At 29.3% G+C, this 16784-nt stretch carries 17 protein-coding genes and 1 tRNA gene; 15 read left to right on the forward strand and 3 right to left on the reverse strand.

Annotated features, from left to right (window positions below):
* Positions 1–338: 338 nt before the first annotated feature.
* Genes L8X24_RS01270 through L8X24_RS01300 form a run of 7 tightly spaced genes read left to right on the forward strand, consistent with a single transcriptional unit; the run spans position 339 to position 2685 of the window.
* Entirely contained in the window at positions 339–518 is a 180-nt protein-coding gene (locus L8X24_RS01270; RefSeq protein WP_263663268.1) for a hypothetical protein, read from the forward strand.
* Between the two features lie 2 nt (positions 519–520).
* The gene (locus L8X24_RS01275; RefSeq protein ID WP_012661539.1) at positions 521–679 is read left to right on the forward strand and encodes a hypothetical protein; all 159 of its coding nucleotides are present in this window, start codon (positions 521–523) and stop codon (positions 677–679) included.
* A gap of 19 nt (positions 680–698) precedes the next feature.
* A complete protein-coding gene (locus tag L8X24_RS01280) occupies positions 699–1565 on the forward strand; it encodes a hypothetical protein (protein ID WP_263663269.1) in 867 nt (288 codons plus the stop codon).
* Positions 1562–1936 carry a hypothetical protein gene (locus tag L8X24_RS01285; RefSeq protein WP_047208322.1) on the forward strand — a complete coding sequence of 125 codons (375 nt, stop codon included), beginning with the start codon at positions 1562–1564 and terminating at the stop codon, positions 1934–1936. The genes L8X24_RS01280 and L8X24_RS01285 overlap by 4 nt, the downstream gene beginning before the upstream one ends.
* Positions 1920–2126 carry a hypothetical protein gene (locus tag L8X24_RS01290; RefSeq protein WP_240388396.1) on the forward strand — a complete coding sequence of 69 codons (207 nt, stop codon included), beginning with the start codon at positions 1920–1922 and terminating at the stop codon, positions 2124–2126. The genes L8X24_RS01285 and L8X24_RS01290 overlap by 17 nt, the downstream gene beginning before the upstream one ends.
* A gap of 15 nt (positions 2127–2141) precedes the next feature.
* Positions 2142–2498 carry a hypothetical protein gene (locus tag L8X24_RS01295; protein ID WP_263663270.1) on the forward strand — a complete coding sequence of 119 codons (357 nt, stop codon included), beginning with the start codon at positions 2142–2144 and terminating at the stop codon, positions 2496–2498.
* 1 nt (position 2499) lies between these two features.
* On the forward strand, positions 2500–2685 hold the full coding sequence (locus L8X24_RS01300; RefSeq protein WP_012661534.1) for a helix-turn-helix transcriptional regulator: 186 nt from the start codon (positions 2500–2502) through the stop codon (positions 2683–2685).
* On the opposite strand, the gene L8X24_RS01305 is transcribed toward L8X24_RS01300, so the two are convergent.
* Positions 2678–3856, reverse strand: a complete 1179-nt coding sequence (locus L8X24_RS01305; RefSeq protein WP_257395782.1) for a tyrosine-type recombinase/integrase — start codon at positions 3854–3856, stop codon at positions 2678–2680. The two genes, L8X24_RS01300 and L8X24_RS01305, sit on opposite strands and share 8 nt — an antisense overlap.
* A gap of 193 nt (positions 3857–4049) precedes the next feature.
* Positions 4050–4136 (reverse strand) — tRNA-Leu (locus L8X24_RS01310).
* Between the two features lie 158 nt (positions 4137–4294).
* Between L8X24_RS01310 and flgL the strand changes: the two genes are divergently transcribed.
* Both flgL and L8X24_RS01320 read left to right on the forward strand, forming a co-directional pair.
* Positions 4295–6517: a flagellar hook-associated protein FlgL gene (gene flgL, locus L8X24_RS01315; RefSeq protein ID WP_263663271.1), complete on the forward strand. Its 2223-nt coding sequence runs from the start codon at positions 4295–4297 to the stop codon at positions 6515–6517.
* 353 nt (positions 6518–6870) lie between these two features.
* A complete protein-coding gene (locus L8X24_RS01320; RefSeq protein WP_412175320.1) occupies positions 6871–9399 on the forward strand; it encodes a DNA translocase FtsK in 2529 nt (842 codons plus the stop codon).
* On the opposite strand, the gene mltG is transcribed toward L8X24_RS01320, so the two are convergent.
* Positions 9400–10353: an endolytic transglycosylase MltG gene (gene mltG / locus L8X24_RS01325; protein WP_263663272.1), complete on the reverse strand. Its 954-nt coding sequence runs from the start codon at positions 10351–10353 to the stop codon at positions 9400–9402.
* On the opposite strand from mltG, the gene L8X24_RS01330 reads away from it, so the two are divergent.
* The 6 genes from L8X24_RS01330 (at position 10340) to L8X24_RS01355 (ending at position 16776) form a co-directional block, all read left to right on the forward strand.
* The gene (locus tag L8X24_RS01330; RefSeq protein ID WP_263663273.1) at positions 10340–12841 is read left to right on the forward strand and encodes an AsmA-like C-terminal domain-containing protein; all 2502 of its coding nucleotides are present in this window, start codon (positions 10340–10342) and stop codon (positions 12839–12841) included. The genes mltG and L8X24_RS01330 overlap by 14 nt on opposite strands.
* An 18-nt stretch (positions 12842–12859) precedes the next feature.
* Entirely contained in the window at positions 12860–13756 is an 897-nt protein-coding gene (locus L8X24_RS01335; protein ID WP_263663274.1) for a malate dehydrogenase, read from the forward strand.
* A 171-nt stretch (positions 13757–13927) separates the two neighbouring features.
* Positions 13928–14242, forward strand: coding sequence for a 2-oxoglutarate:acceptor oxidoreductase, delta subunit (locus L8X24_RS01340; protein ID WP_039668439.1), 315 nt, complete (start codon positions 13928–13930; stop codon positions 14240–14242).
* 8 nt (positions 14243–14250) lie between these two features.
* Entirely contained in the window at positions 14251–15375 is a 1125-nt protein-coding gene (locus L8X24_RS01345; RefSeq protein ID WP_263663275.1) for a 2-oxoglutarate synthase subunit alpha, read from the forward strand.
* A gap of 1 nt (position 15376) precedes the next feature.
* Entirely contained in the window at positions 15377–16222 is an 846-nt protein-coding gene (locus L8X24_RS01350; protein WP_263663276.1) for a 2-oxoglutarate ferredoxin oxidoreductase subunit beta, read from the forward strand.
* The gene (locus tag L8X24_RS01355) at positions 16219–16776 is read left to right on the forward strand and encodes a 2-oxoacid:acceptor oxidoreductase family protein (protein ID WP_263663277.1); all 558 of its coding nucleotides are present in this window, start codon (positions 16219–16221) and stop codon (positions 16774–16776) included. The genes L8X24_RS01350 and L8X24_RS01355 overlap by 4 nt, the downstream gene beginning before the upstream one ends.
* The last annotated feature ends 8 nt before the right edge of the window (positions 16777–16784 follow it).

The raw sequence follows: 16784 nt of genomic DNA on the forward strand, positions 1-16784 counted from the left end.
AAGCACATTTTCTAAGTGTGCTTAAAAGGTTTTTAAAAGCTTGAAACTAGGTTTTAAGTGAATTTCCTTATAGCTAGCTTGATGATCAAGCTAGCGTGTTCTTTATTTATCACACTCCACGGCGACGGGTGGGAAAGTGGGCTTTTTTAAAAAGCTTTGTTAAATGGTCAAAATACCAAAAGTTTAAATAACTTTGAATGCAGGTTCTATGTTTTGACATAAGTAGTGTTTAAATGGGAGTTAAACTCCCTTATAAGCCATATTAGCTTTCTTTATTTTGAGTAACCACCTTTATGGTGGTTTTTAACTTCCATTTATGCACTATAAAAAGGAAGAAAATGTCTTTTAAAGAAAAAATTAATACAGCCATAGAGCACGCAAGAGCTTTGGCTTTAATTAACAAAGAATGCTTAGATTTAATTGACTACATGGAAGAGTGCGATGAGGATGAATTAAGATCTAACTTAGATGACTTAAAAAAACTCTTGATAAAAGCAAAAGAATCATTGAAAGGATAGTAATGAATTTTAAGCCTATACAAAAAGAAAATGATGCATTTAAAAAAGCAAGAGAAATAGAAAGTTTAATAAGTGAGCTTAGCTCAAAGGGATTTAAACTTACAAAGGCAAATTCAAAATCTTTAGTTATGAAAAAAGGTTTTGATAAGGTAGCAAAATAACAAAAAAGAAAGGAATAAAATGCAAAACATAGGCTATGATAGTATCAAATTTGTAATCCCAAAATTTGCATTTTATAAATTTCTTAAAAAACATGATTTACACACAAAGCTTAGAAAAACAAACCGCAATAAAGCTATAGAAAAATACACAAAAGAGAAGTTTAAAAATATCAAAACAAAAGATAAGTTTTATGAGTTTAAGGTTAGGTACATAAACATCAAACCTAGAAATAAAAGTTTATCAAATACCATAATAGTGATAGAAAATTCAAAAGACACCCATGAAGTTGCTAGAAAAAATAAAAAGAAAAAAGACTTTTATGTAGAAGTACAGTTTAATGGTCTTTTTCAGCCTAGCAAAAGTGTGGTAGCTGATGTGTATAAGGTGTTAAGTAAAATGGTTAAGAGGTTTAAGGCTTATAGTTTTGATATAGCTTGTGATTTTTGTGATGAAAGTGCTTCTATGAGAAAATATGAAGAACATTTGCATGAGTTGTCTTTAAATAAAAAAATCAAAGGCGAAATGGTTTTTTATAAAAAATCTCTTTATGTAAATGGGGTGCATAGTAATTTTTTTGATCTTGATAGAATTTTGATTTATGATAAGTATGAAAAGCAGACTAGTTATCACAAAGAAAAAATCAAAGAAGAATTTAAAGACTGGAAAAGATTAGAATTAACTTTCAAACTAAACTATAAATTTTTAAAATACATACAGCATAAACACATTCACGATGCTTTGGATTTTATATATGATTTTATAGCTTTACTAGGTAAAACATATAGCTTTACAAAAGAATTATTACTTATTAAACAAACAAAATATTTAATCAATCCAAGATGGACAAAAGATATAAAACCATACGCATTAAAGGATGTTGCATGAGTATCATAACACATATAATTGAAGCTAATGAAATAGCTCGTGCATGTTTAAAAAATGACTTAAAATATAGTTTGAAAGAAGCAAGGATTATCAATAGTGCAAATGAAAGAATGTTGTGTTTTTATTTTGATAATCCTTTTGCTATAGATTTGTTTGAAAGAAACAAAGAAAGTATCAAAAATGACTTAAGATGTGAATACAAGAAAAAAATCAAACTTTATAAACGCATTGATTTTGTATTTTACGATATTTGCTCAAAAAACACTAATGAGCTTAAATCAAGAACAACAGAAGAAAAACAAATACTTCAAAGGGGTATAGATATGCTTGAAAATATTATAAAAAGGAGTAAAAATGGAAAACATAGATAATCAAAATAATCTAAAAGAGCTATCTATGAAAATTGTATCTTTACATAAAGCTATAGAGCATGCAGAGTATGAAAGAAGTGCTTTAAATTCAGCCATTAAAGAGTATAAAGAAGATTTAAAAACAGCTATAAGAGAGCTTGAGCAAATGAAAGAACCTAATCTTTTCAATCAAGAAAATAAAGAGGAATAAACAAAAGGATATTACATGTTACAAATGATGAAAGATTTTTTAGATCAAAGAAATTTGATAGAAAAACACTTAGGAGAAATAAAACAACAATTATCAAAAATGCTTAAAGAATTTCTTTCTATAAGAAATGATCTTTCGTTTTCTAATGGATGTAACTCTTTAGAAGAAGAAATTAGACATTATTGGAAGATAGAGGCTTGGCTTGATGTAGAGCTTAAAAGAATATGTATAAAGCTTATAGATACAAGAGTTTCTTATAATAGTTTTGATTTTGAGAATGTCAAAGTATTATTAGCGCATACTTTAAGTTATGAAGAGCAAAAAGCCATTATAAAATCACTCAATTTAGAAACAAACATTAAAAAGGATTGATATGAAATTATTAAGTACAAAAGAAGTTGCACAGTATTTGGGTTTTAGCGTTGATAGGATAAGAAAAATGAGAATGAGAAAAAATCAAGCCATTTATAACTTTCCAAAGGGTGTTAGAGTGGGAAAAGTTTTAATGTATGAAAAGAAAGAAATCGATGATTGGATAAAATATTGCAAGGTTAGCTAAGCTTTCCTGCAAGTTTTTCTATATAATCTCCCCACCACTGCATTAATCTTCTTTTTAATTCTATATTTTTACTTCTATTGTAAGCTTTCAATATTGCATTTTTTTGCTCATGAGCTAAGCATTGCTCTGCTATATCCATACTTATTCCATGTTCTAATTGCTTTTCGTTTGCAATGCTTCTAAACATAGCACGAAATCCATGCGCGCTTTGAATTCCTTTATATCCTAAGCGTTTATTGGTATTGCATGTGATATTTTCACTATTACATCCTTTTTTAGAAGAACCAGCAAAAACATAATCATTGACTTTAATCGCATATTGATTTTTTAATATACTTATGGCTTGTTTGCTTAATGCTATATTATGCTCTTTACGCATTTTCATTTTTTGAGCTGATATAGTCCAAATTTCATTTTTAAAGTCTATCTCATCCCAAGTAGCTTTTATAACATTGCCAGGTCTTTGGGCTGTTAAAAGCACAAAAAGCATTAAATTTTTATGACTTTGTTTGATATCTGAATGTATTAGAGTATTTATATATTCTTTAATATCAGATTCATCTAATAGGGTAGGTTGGTGTATAACCTGATTTGGTTTTTTAAATACAATATTATTTTTGATAGAAGCTACGGGATTGTTTTCTATGATCTCAAGTTGCAAAGCATATTCAAATACTTTATTTATCCATATCTTTGCTTTTTGAAGCGTAGCGCTTTTATGCTCTATGGTCTTTAAAATATTAACAATATCTACTCTTTTTATATCATTAATATTTTTATATTCTAAAGATTTAAAAATACCTTCTTTGTAGCTTAGTCCTCTTTGGATTGTTTTCGCTGCTAAATTACTCTTTCTTGCATTTTCTAATACTTCATCATATAATACGCCAAATTTCAATCTTTTTGCATTGCTTATGTTTTGACCCTTGGCTTTTAGTTTGTGTGAATTTATAGCTATTTCTCTAAGTTCTGCTAGGGAAAGCAAGGGATATTCCCCAAGTGTTATATAAGTATCATTAGCTTGTCTTGTTTTAAATAGTTTTCTACCACTAGGATAAACAAAAACATATAATCCTTTTATACTAGGATCGCTAAATTTTATAAATTTTTTACCATTATCGCATTTTACGCTTTTCAAGAAACTATCTGTAAGTTTATTAATTTTTGCCATTTTTATTCTTTGTATTATTGTAAAAAGTAACCCATTTAGTAGCCCACTTTTTTAAAAGTAACCCACTTTTTTTGCAATATTTTAACACAAAAAATAACAAAATAGAATAAAAAAGAATGTTTATATAATCCCTTAAATATAGTATTTTAAAGATAATTTATTGAAAAATAACACTTGGGAGTAAAAAAACAAATGGTGCCCGAGGTCGGACTCGAACCGACACAAGGTTGCCCTTACCAGATTTTGAGTCTGGCGCGTCTACCAGTTTCACCACTCGGGCTTTTTTTAAGATTTTAGATTAAAAATATAGAATGTAAAATTATACTAAAAAAAAATTAAAGCAATATAAAAATATTTATATAGTAAATTAAAATATCTTTAAAATTGGAACTTTTTTTGCTTGTAAATAATTAAAAAATTTATTTGCGGAGCAAGATAATGAGAATTAGTAACCAGTATACTTACTACACTTCTATACAAAACTACACGGATGGTCAGTCTTTACTTAATAAATATAATTTGCAATTACAAACAGGTCAACTTATACAGCACTCTTGGGAAAATGCCAATACTTATATTAATGGTTCAAGATTAGAATATGAACTAGCTAATATAGGTCAGGTAATTGAAGGAACTCAATCAGCTATGGAATTAGCAAAAAACACAGATACGGCTTTAAAAAATATCACTGAACTTTTGGAAAAATTTAAAACACTCTTAACAAAAGCTGCAAGCGATGGTAACTCTCAAGAATCAAGAGAAGCTATAGCAAAAGAACTTAAACTTGTGAGAGATTCTATTGTAAATATTGCCAATACTAGCATTAATGGGCAGTACTTGTTTGCAGGATCAAATAGTGCTAATATGCCTTTTGATAAATATGGAAACTATACTGGCAATAAAGATAATATTTTTGTAGTTAGTGGTGCTGGCACGCAAATTCCTTATAATATACCTGGTTGGGATTTATTTTTTAAGCCTGATTCAAATATAAATAAAATCATTTCAACAAATGTTTCTTTTACTGATGCTCGTTATCCGGATAAAAAAGAATATTTAACAGGAGAGTCTAAATTTTCGCATTTAATAGGACAAAATTATGTGCAAAATGGAGAACTTAAACCGGACGAGCATTTTGGCGATAATTATGATGATAAACTTCCTTTTCCACACTCATCAATGTATATTCAAGGCGTTAGACCCGATGGAACAAGTTTTAAAGCCACTTTGGATATAGATCCTGATGCTAAAATTGAAGATGTTTTAGAAAATATTGGAAAGCTATATGGCAACACAGAGGGAAATGAGGTTGTTAAGGTCGCATTGAATGATAGTGGCCAAATAGAAATAAAGAGTTTAAAAGAAGGAAGTAGTTCTTTAGATTTTCACGCAGTTGCCATGACACCACAACTTCAAGACGCAGAGCAAATTAAAGATTTAAGTGATGCTGCTAAAGCTGAAGGTATCAGCATGGAGGATGTAACTAATCGTATTATGCAAGCAGCACATAATGGAGATTTAAATAATACTAAAAGTCCAGTAACTATTACAGTAGATGGAAAGCAATTTACTGTTGATATTTACAAAACAGACTTTATAAAAAGCAATATCAATGGTAATAAAACCAATGGAGCTGATTTTGATGTGCCTTTTGAAAAAGATGGCAATACTGTTTTTGGAAATGTTTCTCAAGTGATTAAAGGCACTAGTGAGTATGCTACCGATAGTACAAAATTAAGTGAAGTCGTTGCAAATGCTAATGGCAGTATGGATGGCCAACAACTTCAAATGGAAATCACTTCTAGAAGCGGTCAAAAATATAATGTAACTATTGATTTAGAAAATTCTACTGTAAGTTATCCTGATCCAAATAATCCGGGTCAAACCATAAGTTTTCCTATTACTCATTCTCAATATAATGAAGCAACTGGAACCTCAGTGGGTATGCAAACAAGACCTGAAGATATTACTTATGGTCAGTTAAATGATATTATAGGTATGTTTGCAAGCGATAATGTTCCTACAGCAACTATTACTCCAAATGCAAACGGAACTATTAATAATAATGATTTTCAAACTATTCAGCAAGACATAGCTGATTCTAAGGGTTTTGTTGAAGTTAGTATGGACTATAAAGGTCGTATAAGTATTACTGATAAATTTTCAACTAATACAAATATAGGTCTTACCATTAAAGATTCAAATTCAAATAGCGGCTTTCCCCCAGCAGGAGAAGTAAGCAATGGTTCAGGTTTTGTATTTAGTGCAAATAATTCTTTAACTATCGATGATCCAAATATTGATTTGATTAAAGATTTAGATGAGATGATAGATGCAGTTTTAAATGGTAGTATGAGGGCTGATTCAGAAGGAAGTGATCCTAGAAATACAGGTTTACAAGGAGCATTAGAAAGGATTGATCATTTACAAGATCATGTTAGAAAAATGCAAACAACCATAGGAGCTTATACTAACAATATAGAAGAAACAAACAAAAGAATGACTTTTTTAAATGTTAATGTTGCTTCTATAAAAAGTGGAGTGACTGATGCTGATTATGGGCAAACATATATGATGTTTATGCAAACTATGGTTTCTTATCAAGCTATGCTTTCAGCTACTTCTAAAATTTCTCAAATGAGTTTATTAAACTACTTATAATTTTTGATATAATAGCTTTTTTCTTTATAAAAGGATGTGTTATAAAAAAAGAAGCTATTTTTATCATTTCTAATGTTTTTATTTTTTATTTTTGTTTAAGTGCTTTGATACCTGATCAAGCTTTAGTAAGTATTATAGGATACTCTTTAGCAAAACTTAGCTATTTTTTATTTGGCTCATTGACTAAATTTTATCCTTTTGTCTTTTTTTGGTTTAATTATCTTTTATATAAAAATGATTATAACTTTGAACTTATTGAGCGTAGATTTAGTGTAGCTATCTTTACTTGCATTTTTGCTTCGCTTATTTTTGCTTCAGCATTTTTGCAAGATAAAGGTTATATAGCTTCTGCTATGTTTGTGATTTTAGATGGACTTTTTGGAAAAATAGGTAGCTTAATCTTGGTGATTTTGCTTTTAACTTTTGCTTTTAGTATTTCTTTTCCGCAAATTATCAAAGAAGTGTTTAAAATAGATCTTGATTTTGATTTTTATTTAAAACTCGAAACTTTAATTAAAAATAAAATTTTTGGCTTTTTTGGTGGTGATAAGTATGAAAATGAAACCAAAGAAGAGCAAGAAAAACTTAAGCAAGAGCTTTTAATTAAAGAAAAAAAAGAAGAACTCATTGAGAAAGAAGAGTTGCCAAAACAAGAGGTTCAAGAAAATAAAAAATTCAATCTTGAAGATTTGAAAAATCAAGAATTAGAAGAAGTGATAATTAGTGAAGAGGATAAAAAATTAAGCTCAAGTTATATTCATGAGCTTTCAGAGCCTATTGCAAGTTTTGCTCAAAAAGCTAGTCAAATAAATATAAAGGAAGATGAAATGACCCCTGAAGAGTATTTGTCAAAATATAAAAATAATAGTGAAGATATTTATACTCAAACTTTAAAAAGTAAAAATTTAGATGAGCCAAGTTATAAAAGACGCAATATGGACTTAAATGAAAACAAAGAAGAAGTGATAGAAGAAAATTCTTTATTTGCCAAAGAGCTTAAAGAGCGTGAGCAAATGCTGCAAAAAGCTAAATTGCTAGAAGAGTATAAAGCTTTACAAAAAGAAAAAATTTTAGAAGAACTTAATGAGGATTTTAAAAAAATTGAAGAATTAAATGCTATAGAAGCACAAAAAGAAGCTGAGTTTAAAAAAATTCAAAATAAAACTAGCTTTTTAGGGGTAAAAGATTTTAAAGATGAAGATTTTATTCCGCAAAATGAAGTAAAAGAACTTGATTTTAGTGAAGATGATTTTGCTAAGCCTGTTAGTATAGAAGAACTAAGAGGTAAAAGAAACTATGAAAGTCCTTTTGTGGTAGAAGAAGTACAAATTGAAGTTAAAGAAGAAAAAGTTCCATTTGAAATTACTCAAGAGCCTATAGTGGAAGTAGTAGAAAACAAAACACACCATTCTATCACTAATGAAGTGAGTGAAAATAAAGCTTTATTGAAAGATCTTGATTTTGGAAATTTTGAAAAACCAAAAGATTTTTCTTTACCACCTTTAGATTTTTTAACCATGCCAAAAGAAGGCAAAAGTGAAATCAATGAAGAAGAAATCGATAGAAAAATTTATGATTTATTGGAAAAATTAAGACGCTTTAAAATAGGTGGCGATGTAGTTAGAACTTACACAGGTCCTGTTGTAACTACTTTTGAATTTCGTCCAGCAGCAGATGTTAAAGTAAGTAAAATTTTATCATTACAAGATGATTTAGCTATGGCTTTAAAAGCTCAAACTATAAGAATTCAAGCTCCAATCCCAGGTAAAGATGTAGTGGGAATTGAAGTCCCAAATGAAAAAATCGATACGATTTACTTAAGAGAAATTTTAGAAAGTGAGGTATTTAAAAATTCTAGCTCACCTTTAACTATAGCTTTAGGTAAGGATATAGTAGGTGATCCTTTCATCACAGATCTTAAAAAGCTTCCTCATCTTTTAATAGCAGGAACTACAGGAAGTGGTAAAAGTGTGGGAATTAACTCTATGCTTTTATCTTTGCTTTATAGAAATTCACCAAAAACCTTAAGACTTATGATGATAGATCCTAAAATGCTTGAATTTAGTATTTATAATGATATACCACATTTGCTTACACCGGTAATTACTGATCCTAAAAAGGCGGTAAATGCTTTATCAAATATGGTAGCTGAAATGGAACGCAGGTATCGTTTGATGGCTGAAGCAAAAACTAAAAATATAGAAAATTACAATGAAAAAATCAAAGAACAAGGTGGAGAAATCTTACCATTTATTGTAGTGATTATTGATGAGTTGGCTGATTTAATGATGACTGCGGGTAAGGATGTAGAGTTTTATATAGGTCGTTTAGCGCAAATGGCAAGAGCAAGTGGAATTCACTTAATCGTAGCTACACAACGCCCTTCAGTGGATGTTGTTACTGGGGTTGTAAAAGCAAATTTACCAAGTAGAATTTCTTATAAAGTAGGGCAAAAGATAGACTCTAAGGTTATTTTAGATTCTATGGGAGCTGAAAGCTTACTAGGGCGTGGAGATTGTTTATTTACCCCTCCTGGTATGAGTGGTTTAGTGCGTTTGCATGCACCTTTTGCAAGCGAAAATGAAATTGAAAATATAGTAGAGTTTTTAAAAGCTCAACAAGTAGTAGAATATGATGAGAGTTTTTTAAAAGATGATAGTCAAGATGGAGTTTATAAAAGAAGTGAATTTGATGATGGGGATTTAGATGAACTTTATGAAGAAGCAAAGGCTGTAATCTTAGAAGATAGAAAAACTAGTATTTCTTATTTGCAAAGACGCTTAAAAATAGGCTATAACCGCGCAGCAAATATCATAGAACAACTTTCACAAACAGGTGTTTTAAGCGAACCTGATGCAAAAGGCCAAAGAGAAATTTTATAATCAATTTCTTATTGCCTTGTTATGATCTTTTAAAGTAGAGGTAAAAATATGCTTATTAGTTTTTTTATCTCTTACAAAGTATAAATATTCTGTTTTAGCAGGAAAAATAGCTGCCTTGATAGCTTCAAATGAAACATTGCATACAGCTTCTTTTGGTATGCCATTAAATTTATAAGTATTGTAAGAACTATTATCTGATCTTATTCTTTGTGGAGTGATTTTTTCATGAGAGTATTTTCCATAATTTAATGTTCCATCCATTTGAAGCTTCATACCTTTTCTTAAACGATTTCTAATTACAGATGAAACTATAGGCATTTCTTCATTACTCGCTGCTTCTTTTTGTATAATGGAAGCTATGATGATATACTCATGCCATTTTTTTTCATTATATTCTCTAAAAATTTTATAAGAAAGCTTTTTAAATTCACTTACAGAGTAAGCCAAAAGATATTTTACCAAAAGCTCTTCTGTGATACCTTTTGGAATTTTATAAGTTTCAGGAAAAAGCATACCTTCTTTAAAAGGACTTTGTTTGTAAAATTCCTGCATTAAGATTTTAGCATTTAAATTTAACTTCGGTGCTAATTCTTCAAAGAAAATTTCAGTCGTTTCTCCAGGAATTAAAGTAATAGTTTCAAGCGCTGCCTTAGCGACGGTAAGCTTATGTAAAAATTCAGCTCTATTTAGTTCTTTTGTGCCTATATTTATCCAGCCAGATTGTGGATGGCCCAAAAAATATAAAGTATATTTATCGATACTGCTCATTTTATAGTTATTTTTATCTAATTGCGTTATAATCTTGCTAACAGAACCTTGTGGTATAAAAACCACAGAGTTTGTTTTTATAGGTAAAAGTAGATAATAAAAAATGGATAAAAGAAAAATTAAAATCAAGTCACAACATATTAAAAAAATTCTTAAATTTTTAGCATTACCTATGATACTTTTCATTGCTTTGTTTATTTACCTCAAAAATGGAATTTATATAGAAAAATTAGAATTTTCTTCTATTAATTTAGAGAAATTATATATTAAATTAGATAAAAAACTCATTTTAAATGCTAAAAAAGTCGTAGTAAATTCTCAAAGTCAAAGTGCTCAAAATGAAACTAGCGCAAGTAAAGCTGTGCAGCTTATTAAAGATGTAAAATATATTTATTGGTTTTTTCAAGAAATCAATATTGATGAAATGTTTGTCAATAACTATCCTGTGGAGTTAATTTATAAAAATAATTTATTTTTTGTAAACAGCAAAAATCTTTTAGTAAAAGTGAATTTAAAAATTAGTGATAAAAATATACAAGCTAATATTGATAATTTTCTTTTAAAAGATCATAATCTTAGCATAATTGGCTCCTTGCTTATTAATCCTAAGACAAAATTTTATACTTTTAAAGGTAAAATCGATAGTGATTTTTTAAAAAGTGATGTTAAATTTTCACTCAAAAGAGAAGAGATTGCTTATGAATTAGAAAATATCAGTTCAAATAATATTTCGCAAATTTTTGATATTTTAGTAGAAAATGGAGTACATTTGCCTTCTAATCTTGCTCTTTGGGTGGGTGGTAAGGTAAAGGCTGATTTTTATTTTATAGAAAAATTAAGCGGTTTTGCAGACTTTGGAAAGCATAGATATTATTTAAACGATATCAATGCCAAAGGTTATGTAAATAATTTAAAAGTAGTTTTAGATAAAGGCATAGATCCTATCGTAAGTCCTTTTGTAAGACTTGAATTTGCTAAACAAAGACTTGATTTTATTTATGATGATTTGCGTTTTAATAATTATGATTTAACTCAAAGTCAAATTTATATAGATAATATGTTAAATGAAAAAGCAGGAATTTATATACGTATTAAAAGTGATAATGCTAGAGCTGATTATAGGGTTAATAAAATTTTGCTTCTATATGATATAAAATTACCATTTTTACAAAATAATGGTGTCACAAAGACTGATTTAACACTGAAAATTCCTTTTGATCATCCTGAGAAAATTACTTATAATGGTAGTTTTAATATTATTAATTCAAATATAAATATAAGTGATTTTAAGATAACTCAAGCAAATCTTACTTTAAAAAAAGATAAGCTGGATATACAAAATGTAAGCGTGCAAAGTAGTATGATTAATGGTGATTTTAATGCAAGTGTTGATTTGAAGCAAAAAAAAGGTGATTTTAAAACCTTTATAACAAACTTAGAACTACCACAAGAGAGCTTAAAAATGGAAAATAAATTTCTTGATTTAAGCCTTGATTTTGATAAAAATATTAGTTTATATAATAAAGAATTTACCACAACTTTAAATTTTGATCAAGGTATGTCTGTTTATGTTGAAAAACTTGCAAAATATAAAAATTATTCTAAATTAATGCAAAAAAATAAAGTGCATGATGGGGAATTATCTTTAAATACTTTAAATTTCCAAGATTTTAATGTAGATATTAATAATACTACTTTTGAATCATTTTTGCTCTATAAAGATAATAATCCTTATGAATATGATAGTTTTAATATAAAAATAAAAGATAATGATTTTAATTTAACTAGTGCAAGTGGTAGTATTTTTGCACAAAAAGACAATGATGATGTAAATATTACTTTAAATAATATTAATTTATTGATTTCTCAACAAGATACGGAAAATACTTTAGATACTCTTGAAAATTCAACTTATAATATTAGTGGTAAAAATATAGATTTGATTTTAAAAGATTTTAATAAAACCTTAGATTTTGATCAATTTGACGCTAAAATTAAAAAAGATTCCGTAAAAGCTTGGGCAAATAGAAATGAATCTAGATTTGATTTTTTGTTTAAAGACAATCAAATGCAAATTAGAGCTTTAAAAATGGATGATGATTTTCTAAACACCTTTATGCGCCAAAATGTTTTTGAAAAAGGTGAGTTTAATCTTTATGTAGATGGCAATAGTACTGATTTTTTCAAAGGTAAGTTCTTATTTAAAGATACTTATTTAAAAGATTTGAAATTTCATCAACAGCTTTTAAGTTTTATTGATACCATACCTAGTTTAATTTTATTTAAGGCGCCTACCTTTAATGAAAAAGGCTTTAGTGTTGAAAATGCTGGTATAAGTTTTAATCGTAAAAAAGATCTTTTTGAAATAGACGCACTTAATTTTAATGGTGATAGTGCAGATGTGTTAGGTCGAGTTAAAATCAATTTAAGAAGCAATCAAGTGGATGGTTTATTAGAACTTAGAACACTAAAATCAGCCAGTTCGGTTATTTCCAAAGTTCCAATTATCAATCAAATTATATTAGGTAAAGATAGACAAATTAGTACACAAATTAAATTAAGCGGAACAGTGGATGAACCTGAATTTAAGACCCAGCTTATCGCACAAAGCTTGCAACTTCCTTATCATTTAATTAAAAATATTTTTGAATTACCAGCTAATTTAGTGAAATAAACGCAAAAAGGAGAAAAAATGAAAATCACTATCATAGGCGCAGGAAATGTTGGTGTAAGTACTGCTTATGCTTTGATTTTAAGAGAGTTGGTTGATGAGATTGTTTTAATTGATATTAATAAAGATTTGCTTTTTGCTAGAGAATTGGAATTAAGTCAGAGCATAGCTGCTTTTAATTTTGATACTAAAATAACTTGCACGGATGATTATGTGCACTCAAAAGATTCTCAAGTGGTTATTTTTAGTGCAGGTGTAGCTAGAAAAGAAGGTCAAAGCAGGGATGAGCTTTTTGCTATTAATGCTAAAATTATGCTTGAGTGTGCTAATAATATCAAAAAATTTAACAACGATCCTTTGTTTATCATAGTAAGTAATCCTGTAGATTTTTTACTGGATACTCTTTATGAAAGTAAATTATTCTCATCAAAGAAAATCATTGCTATGGCAGGCGTTTTGGATAATGCTAGATTTAAATATGAAGTTGGTAAAAAATTAAATATAAAAACTTCTTGTATAGATACCAAACTTATAGGTTTTCACAATGATAGCATGGTTTTAGTAAAATCTCAAAGTAAAGTTCAAAACAAAGCATTAAATAAGGTTTTAAATGAATATGATCTTGCTCAAATAGAACAAGAAGTTAAAACAGGTGGTGCTAAAATTATAAAATATTTAAAAACTTCAGCATATTTAGCCCCTGCAAGTGCTTGTGTGAGGATGATAGAGGCTTTAAAAAGTGGAGAATTTTTACCAATATGTGTGATTTTAGATGGAGAATACGGCATAAAAGAAAAAGCTTTTGGTGCTATGGCAAGGATAAGTCTTGATGGGGTGCTTGAAATTTTGGAGTTAAAATTAGACGATCAAGAACAAATTGCATTAGAAAATTCTCTCATTCAATATAATTATAAATAATTTTTAGGAGTTTTTTACTCCTAATGTTACTTTGCGTTATAAATACCTATTTGTTTTACTTTATATCTTAAATAATATTTACTCATGCTATAAATTCGCTATAATAAAAAGTTTGTTTTAAAAATAACTTTTGATAAAAAATCATTAAAAATAACAAAAAATTAGAAAGGAATTTTAATGGTAGCCCCAGAAAATACACCGGTTTGGGTTGATGAAGCAAGATGTAAAGCTTGTAATATCTGTGTTAGCTATTGTCCAGCTGGAGTTTTAGCAATGAGAGATGAAATCAGTGCAGTTTTAGGACAGATGATAGAAGTGGTTCATCCTGATTCTTGTATAGGCTGTAGTGAATGTGAAAGTCACTGCCCTGATTTTGCAATTTTTGTTGCAAAAAGAGATGAGTTTAAATTTGCAAAGCTTACGCCAGAAGCCAAAGAAAGAGCACAAGCTGTTAAAGAAAATAAATATAAAAAATTAAACGCATAGGAAAAACAATGAGAGAAGTGATATCAACAGGTAATGTTTTAGTAGCAAAAGCTGCGATTGATTGTGGCTGTAAATTTTTTGGTGGTTATCCAATTACCCCAAGTTCTGAAATAGCACATGAATTAAGCCATATGCTACCAAAAAATGATGGTACTTTTATACAAATGGAAGATGAAATTTCAGGTATTAGTGTGGCTTTGGGTGCTTCTATGAGTGGTGTTAAGTCTATGACAGCAAGTAGTGGACCTGGAATTTCTTTAAAAGCTGAGCAAATTGGTTTGGGTTTTATAGCTGAAATTCCACTAGTAATTGTAAATGTTATGAGAGGTGGTCCATCCACTGGTCTTCCAACAAGAGTTGCACAAGGAGATTTGTTTCAAGCAAAAGCTCCAACACATGGAGATTATGCAAGTATAGCTTTAGCTCCTGCTTCATTAGAGGAAGCTTACACTGAAACTATTAGAGCTTTTAATTTAGCTGAAAAATACATGACCCCGGTATTTTTGCTTTTAGATGAAACCATAGGACATATGAATGGTAAGGCTAAATTACCTGATTTAGAAGAATTAGAAATTATTAACCGTAAAAAATTTACAGGAGATAAAAAAGATTATAAACCTTATGCGGCAGGGGAAAATGAAGCTGCTACACTAAATCCTTTCTTTGAAGGTTATCGTTATCATATCACAGGACTTCATCATGGAGATATAGGTTTTCCAACTGAAGATGGAGCGATAGTAGATAAAAATATGAAAAGATTGTTTGGTAAGATTAAAAATAATACCGATGAAATTTGCACTTATGAAGAGTTTATGTGTGATGATGCGCAGTTTTTAATCATTGCTTATGGTAGTGTTGCAAGATCTGCTAAAGAAGCTATCTTAAGACTTAGAGAAGAGGGTTTAAAAGTAGGGCTTTTTAGACCTATCACACTTTATCCAGTAGCTGAGAAAAAAATAGCTCAAGTGGTATCTAAATTTGAAAAAGTTATGGTTAGCGAGCTTAATATGGGGCAATATTTAGAAGAAATTCAAAGAGTAAGCAAAAGAAATGATTTTATTAGCTTACACCGTGCAAATGGTCGCCCTATAACCCCAAGTGAAATTATTGCTAAAGTAAAGGAGAATATGTAAAATGGCTTTTAATTACGATGAATATTTAAGAGTGGATAAACTTCCAACACAATGGTGCTGGGGTTGTGGGGATGGAGTTGTTTTAAAAGCTATTATTAGGGCCATTCAAAAACTTGGCTGGAATATGGATGATGTTTGCTTAGTTTCAGGTATAGGTTGTAGTGGTAGAATGAGTTCTTATGTAAATTGTAATACAGTGCATACTACCCATGGTAGAGCTATTGCTTATGCAACAGGGATTAAACTGGCAAACCCTAAAAAACATGTAATCGTAGTAAGTGGGGATGGTGATACTTTAGCAATTGGTGGAAATCATACCATCCATGGATGTAGAAGAAATATAGATTTAACTCATATTTTAATTAATAATTTTATTTATGGTCTTACAAATTCACAAACTTCACCAACTACCCCACAAGGCTTTTACACTGTTACAGCTCAAGCAGGTAATATAGATCCAAATTTTGACGCTTGTGAGCTTACTAAAGCTGCTGGGGCTTCTTTTGTAGCAAGAACAAATGTTATTGAAGCAAATAAACTTGAAAATATCATTTTTAAAGCTTTATCACACAAAGGTTATAGTTTTGTAGATGTATTTTCAAACTGCCATATTAATCTTGGTAGAAAAAATAAAATGGGCGAAGCTGTAAGCATGCTTGATTGGATTAAAAATCGTTGTGTTGAAAAGTCTAAATTTGAACAATTAGACTATGAGCAAAGAGCGGATAAATTCCCTACAGGAATTTTACACCAAGATGAAAGTAAAACAGAATATTGTGAAGCTTATGAGGAAGTTAGAAGAGCCTTGAAAGAAAAAAGAATGGTTGATTTAGGAGCATTAAAATGAAATATCAATTAAGATTTTGCGGTGAAGGTGGACAAGGGGTTATCACTGCAGGTGAAATTTTAGCTAAAGCTGCCATTAAAGAAGGGCGCAATGCTTTTAAAGCTTCTACTTATACTTCTCAAGTTAGAGGCGGACCAACTAAGGTTGATATTATCATTGATGAAAGTGAAATCTTTTTTCCTTATGCAGTAGAAGGTGAAGTTAGTTTTATGCTTTCAACTGCTGATAAGGGTTATCATAGTTTCAAAGATGGTGTTTGTGATAGTGGAGTTATAGTTGTAGAGCCAAATTTAGTTCACCCAAGCAAAGAAGATTATGCTAGATGGAAAATTTTTGAAATTCCTATTATTACTATAGCTAAAGAAGAAGTAGGTAATGTAGCTACTCAATCAGTTGTCGCTTTAGCTATAGCTGCTTATATGAGCAAATGTATTGATATTGATGCATTAAAACAAACTATGCTTGATATGGTACCTGCAAAAACTAAAGAAGCAAATGCAAAAGCTTTTGATTTAGGTATAGAATACGCTAAAAAAGCACAAGTAGTTTCTTGATTTTTCAA

Source organism: Campylobacter sp. CNRCH_2015_0814 (assembly GCF_025772765.1).
Taxonomy (GTDB): Bacteria; Campylobacterota; Campylobacteria; order Campylobacterales; family Campylobacteraceae; genus Campylobacter_D.

Excerpts from the sequence above, each read along its gene's own strand:
- L8X24_RS01270 (WP_263663268.1), top strand. The coding sequence starts at position 339 with ATGTCTTTTAAAGAAAAAATTAATACAGCCATAGAGCACGCAAGAGCT.
- L8X24_RS01275 (WP_012661539.1), top strand. The coding sequence starts at position 521 with ATGAATTTTAAGCCTATACAAAAAGAAAATGATGCATTTAAAAAAGCA.
- L8X24_RS01280 (WP_263663269.1), top strand. The coding sequence starts at position 699 with ATGCAAAACATAGGCTATGATAGTATCAAATTTGTAATCCCAAAATTT.
- L8X24_RS01285 (WP_047208322.1), top strand. The coding sequence starts at position 1,562 with ATGAGTATCATAACACATATAATTGAAGCTAATGAAATAGCTCGTGCA.
- L8X24_RS01290 (WP_240388396.1), top strand. The coding sequence starts at position 1,920 with ATGGAAAACATAGATAATCAAAATAATCTAAAAGAGCTATCTATGAAA.
- L8X24_RS01295 (WP_263663270.1), top strand. The coding sequence starts at position 2,142 with ATGTTACAAATGATGAAAGATTTTTTAGATCAAAGAAATTTGATAGAA.
- L8X24_RS01300 (WP_012661534.1), top strand. The coding sequence starts at position 2,500 with ATGAAATTATTAAGTACAAAAGAAGTTGCACAGTATTTGGGTTTTAGC.
- L8X24_RS01305 (WP_257395782.1), bottom strand. The coding sequence starts at position 3,856 with ATGGCAAAAATTAATAAACTTACAGATAGTTTCTTGAAAAGCGTAAAA.
- flgL (WP_263663271.1), top strand. The coding sequence starts at position 4,295 with ATGAGAATTAGTAACCAGTATACTTACTACACTTCTATACAAAACTAC.
- L8X24_RS01320 (WP_412175320.1), top strand. The coding sequence starts at position 6,871 with ATGTTTGTGATTTTAGATGGACTTTTTGGAAAAATAGGTAGCTTAATC.
- L8X24_RS01330 (WP_263663273.1), top strand. The coding sequence starts at position 10,340 with ATGATACTTTTCATTGCTTTGTTTATTTACCTCAAAAATGGAATTTAT.
- mltG (WP_263663272.1), bottom strand. The coding sequence starts at position 10,353 with ATGAAAAGTATCATAGGTAATGCTAAAAATTTAAGAATTTTTTTAATA.
- L8X24_RS01335 (WP_263663274.1), top strand. The coding sequence starts at position 12,860 with ATGAAAATCACTATCATAGGCGCAGGAAATGTTGGTGTAAGTACTGCT.
- L8X24_RS01345 (WP_263663275.1), top strand. The coding sequence starts at position 14,251 with ATGAGAGAAGTGATATCAACAGGTAATGTTTTAGTAGCAAAAGCTGCG.
- L8X24_RS01350 (WP_263663276.1), top strand. The coding sequence starts at position 15,377 with ATGGCTTTTAATTACGATGAATATTTAAGAGTGGATAAACTTCCAACA.
- L8X24_RS01355 (WP_263663277.1), top strand. The coding sequence starts at position 16,219 with ATGAAATATCAATTAAGATTTTGCGGTGAAGGTGGACAAGGGGTTATC.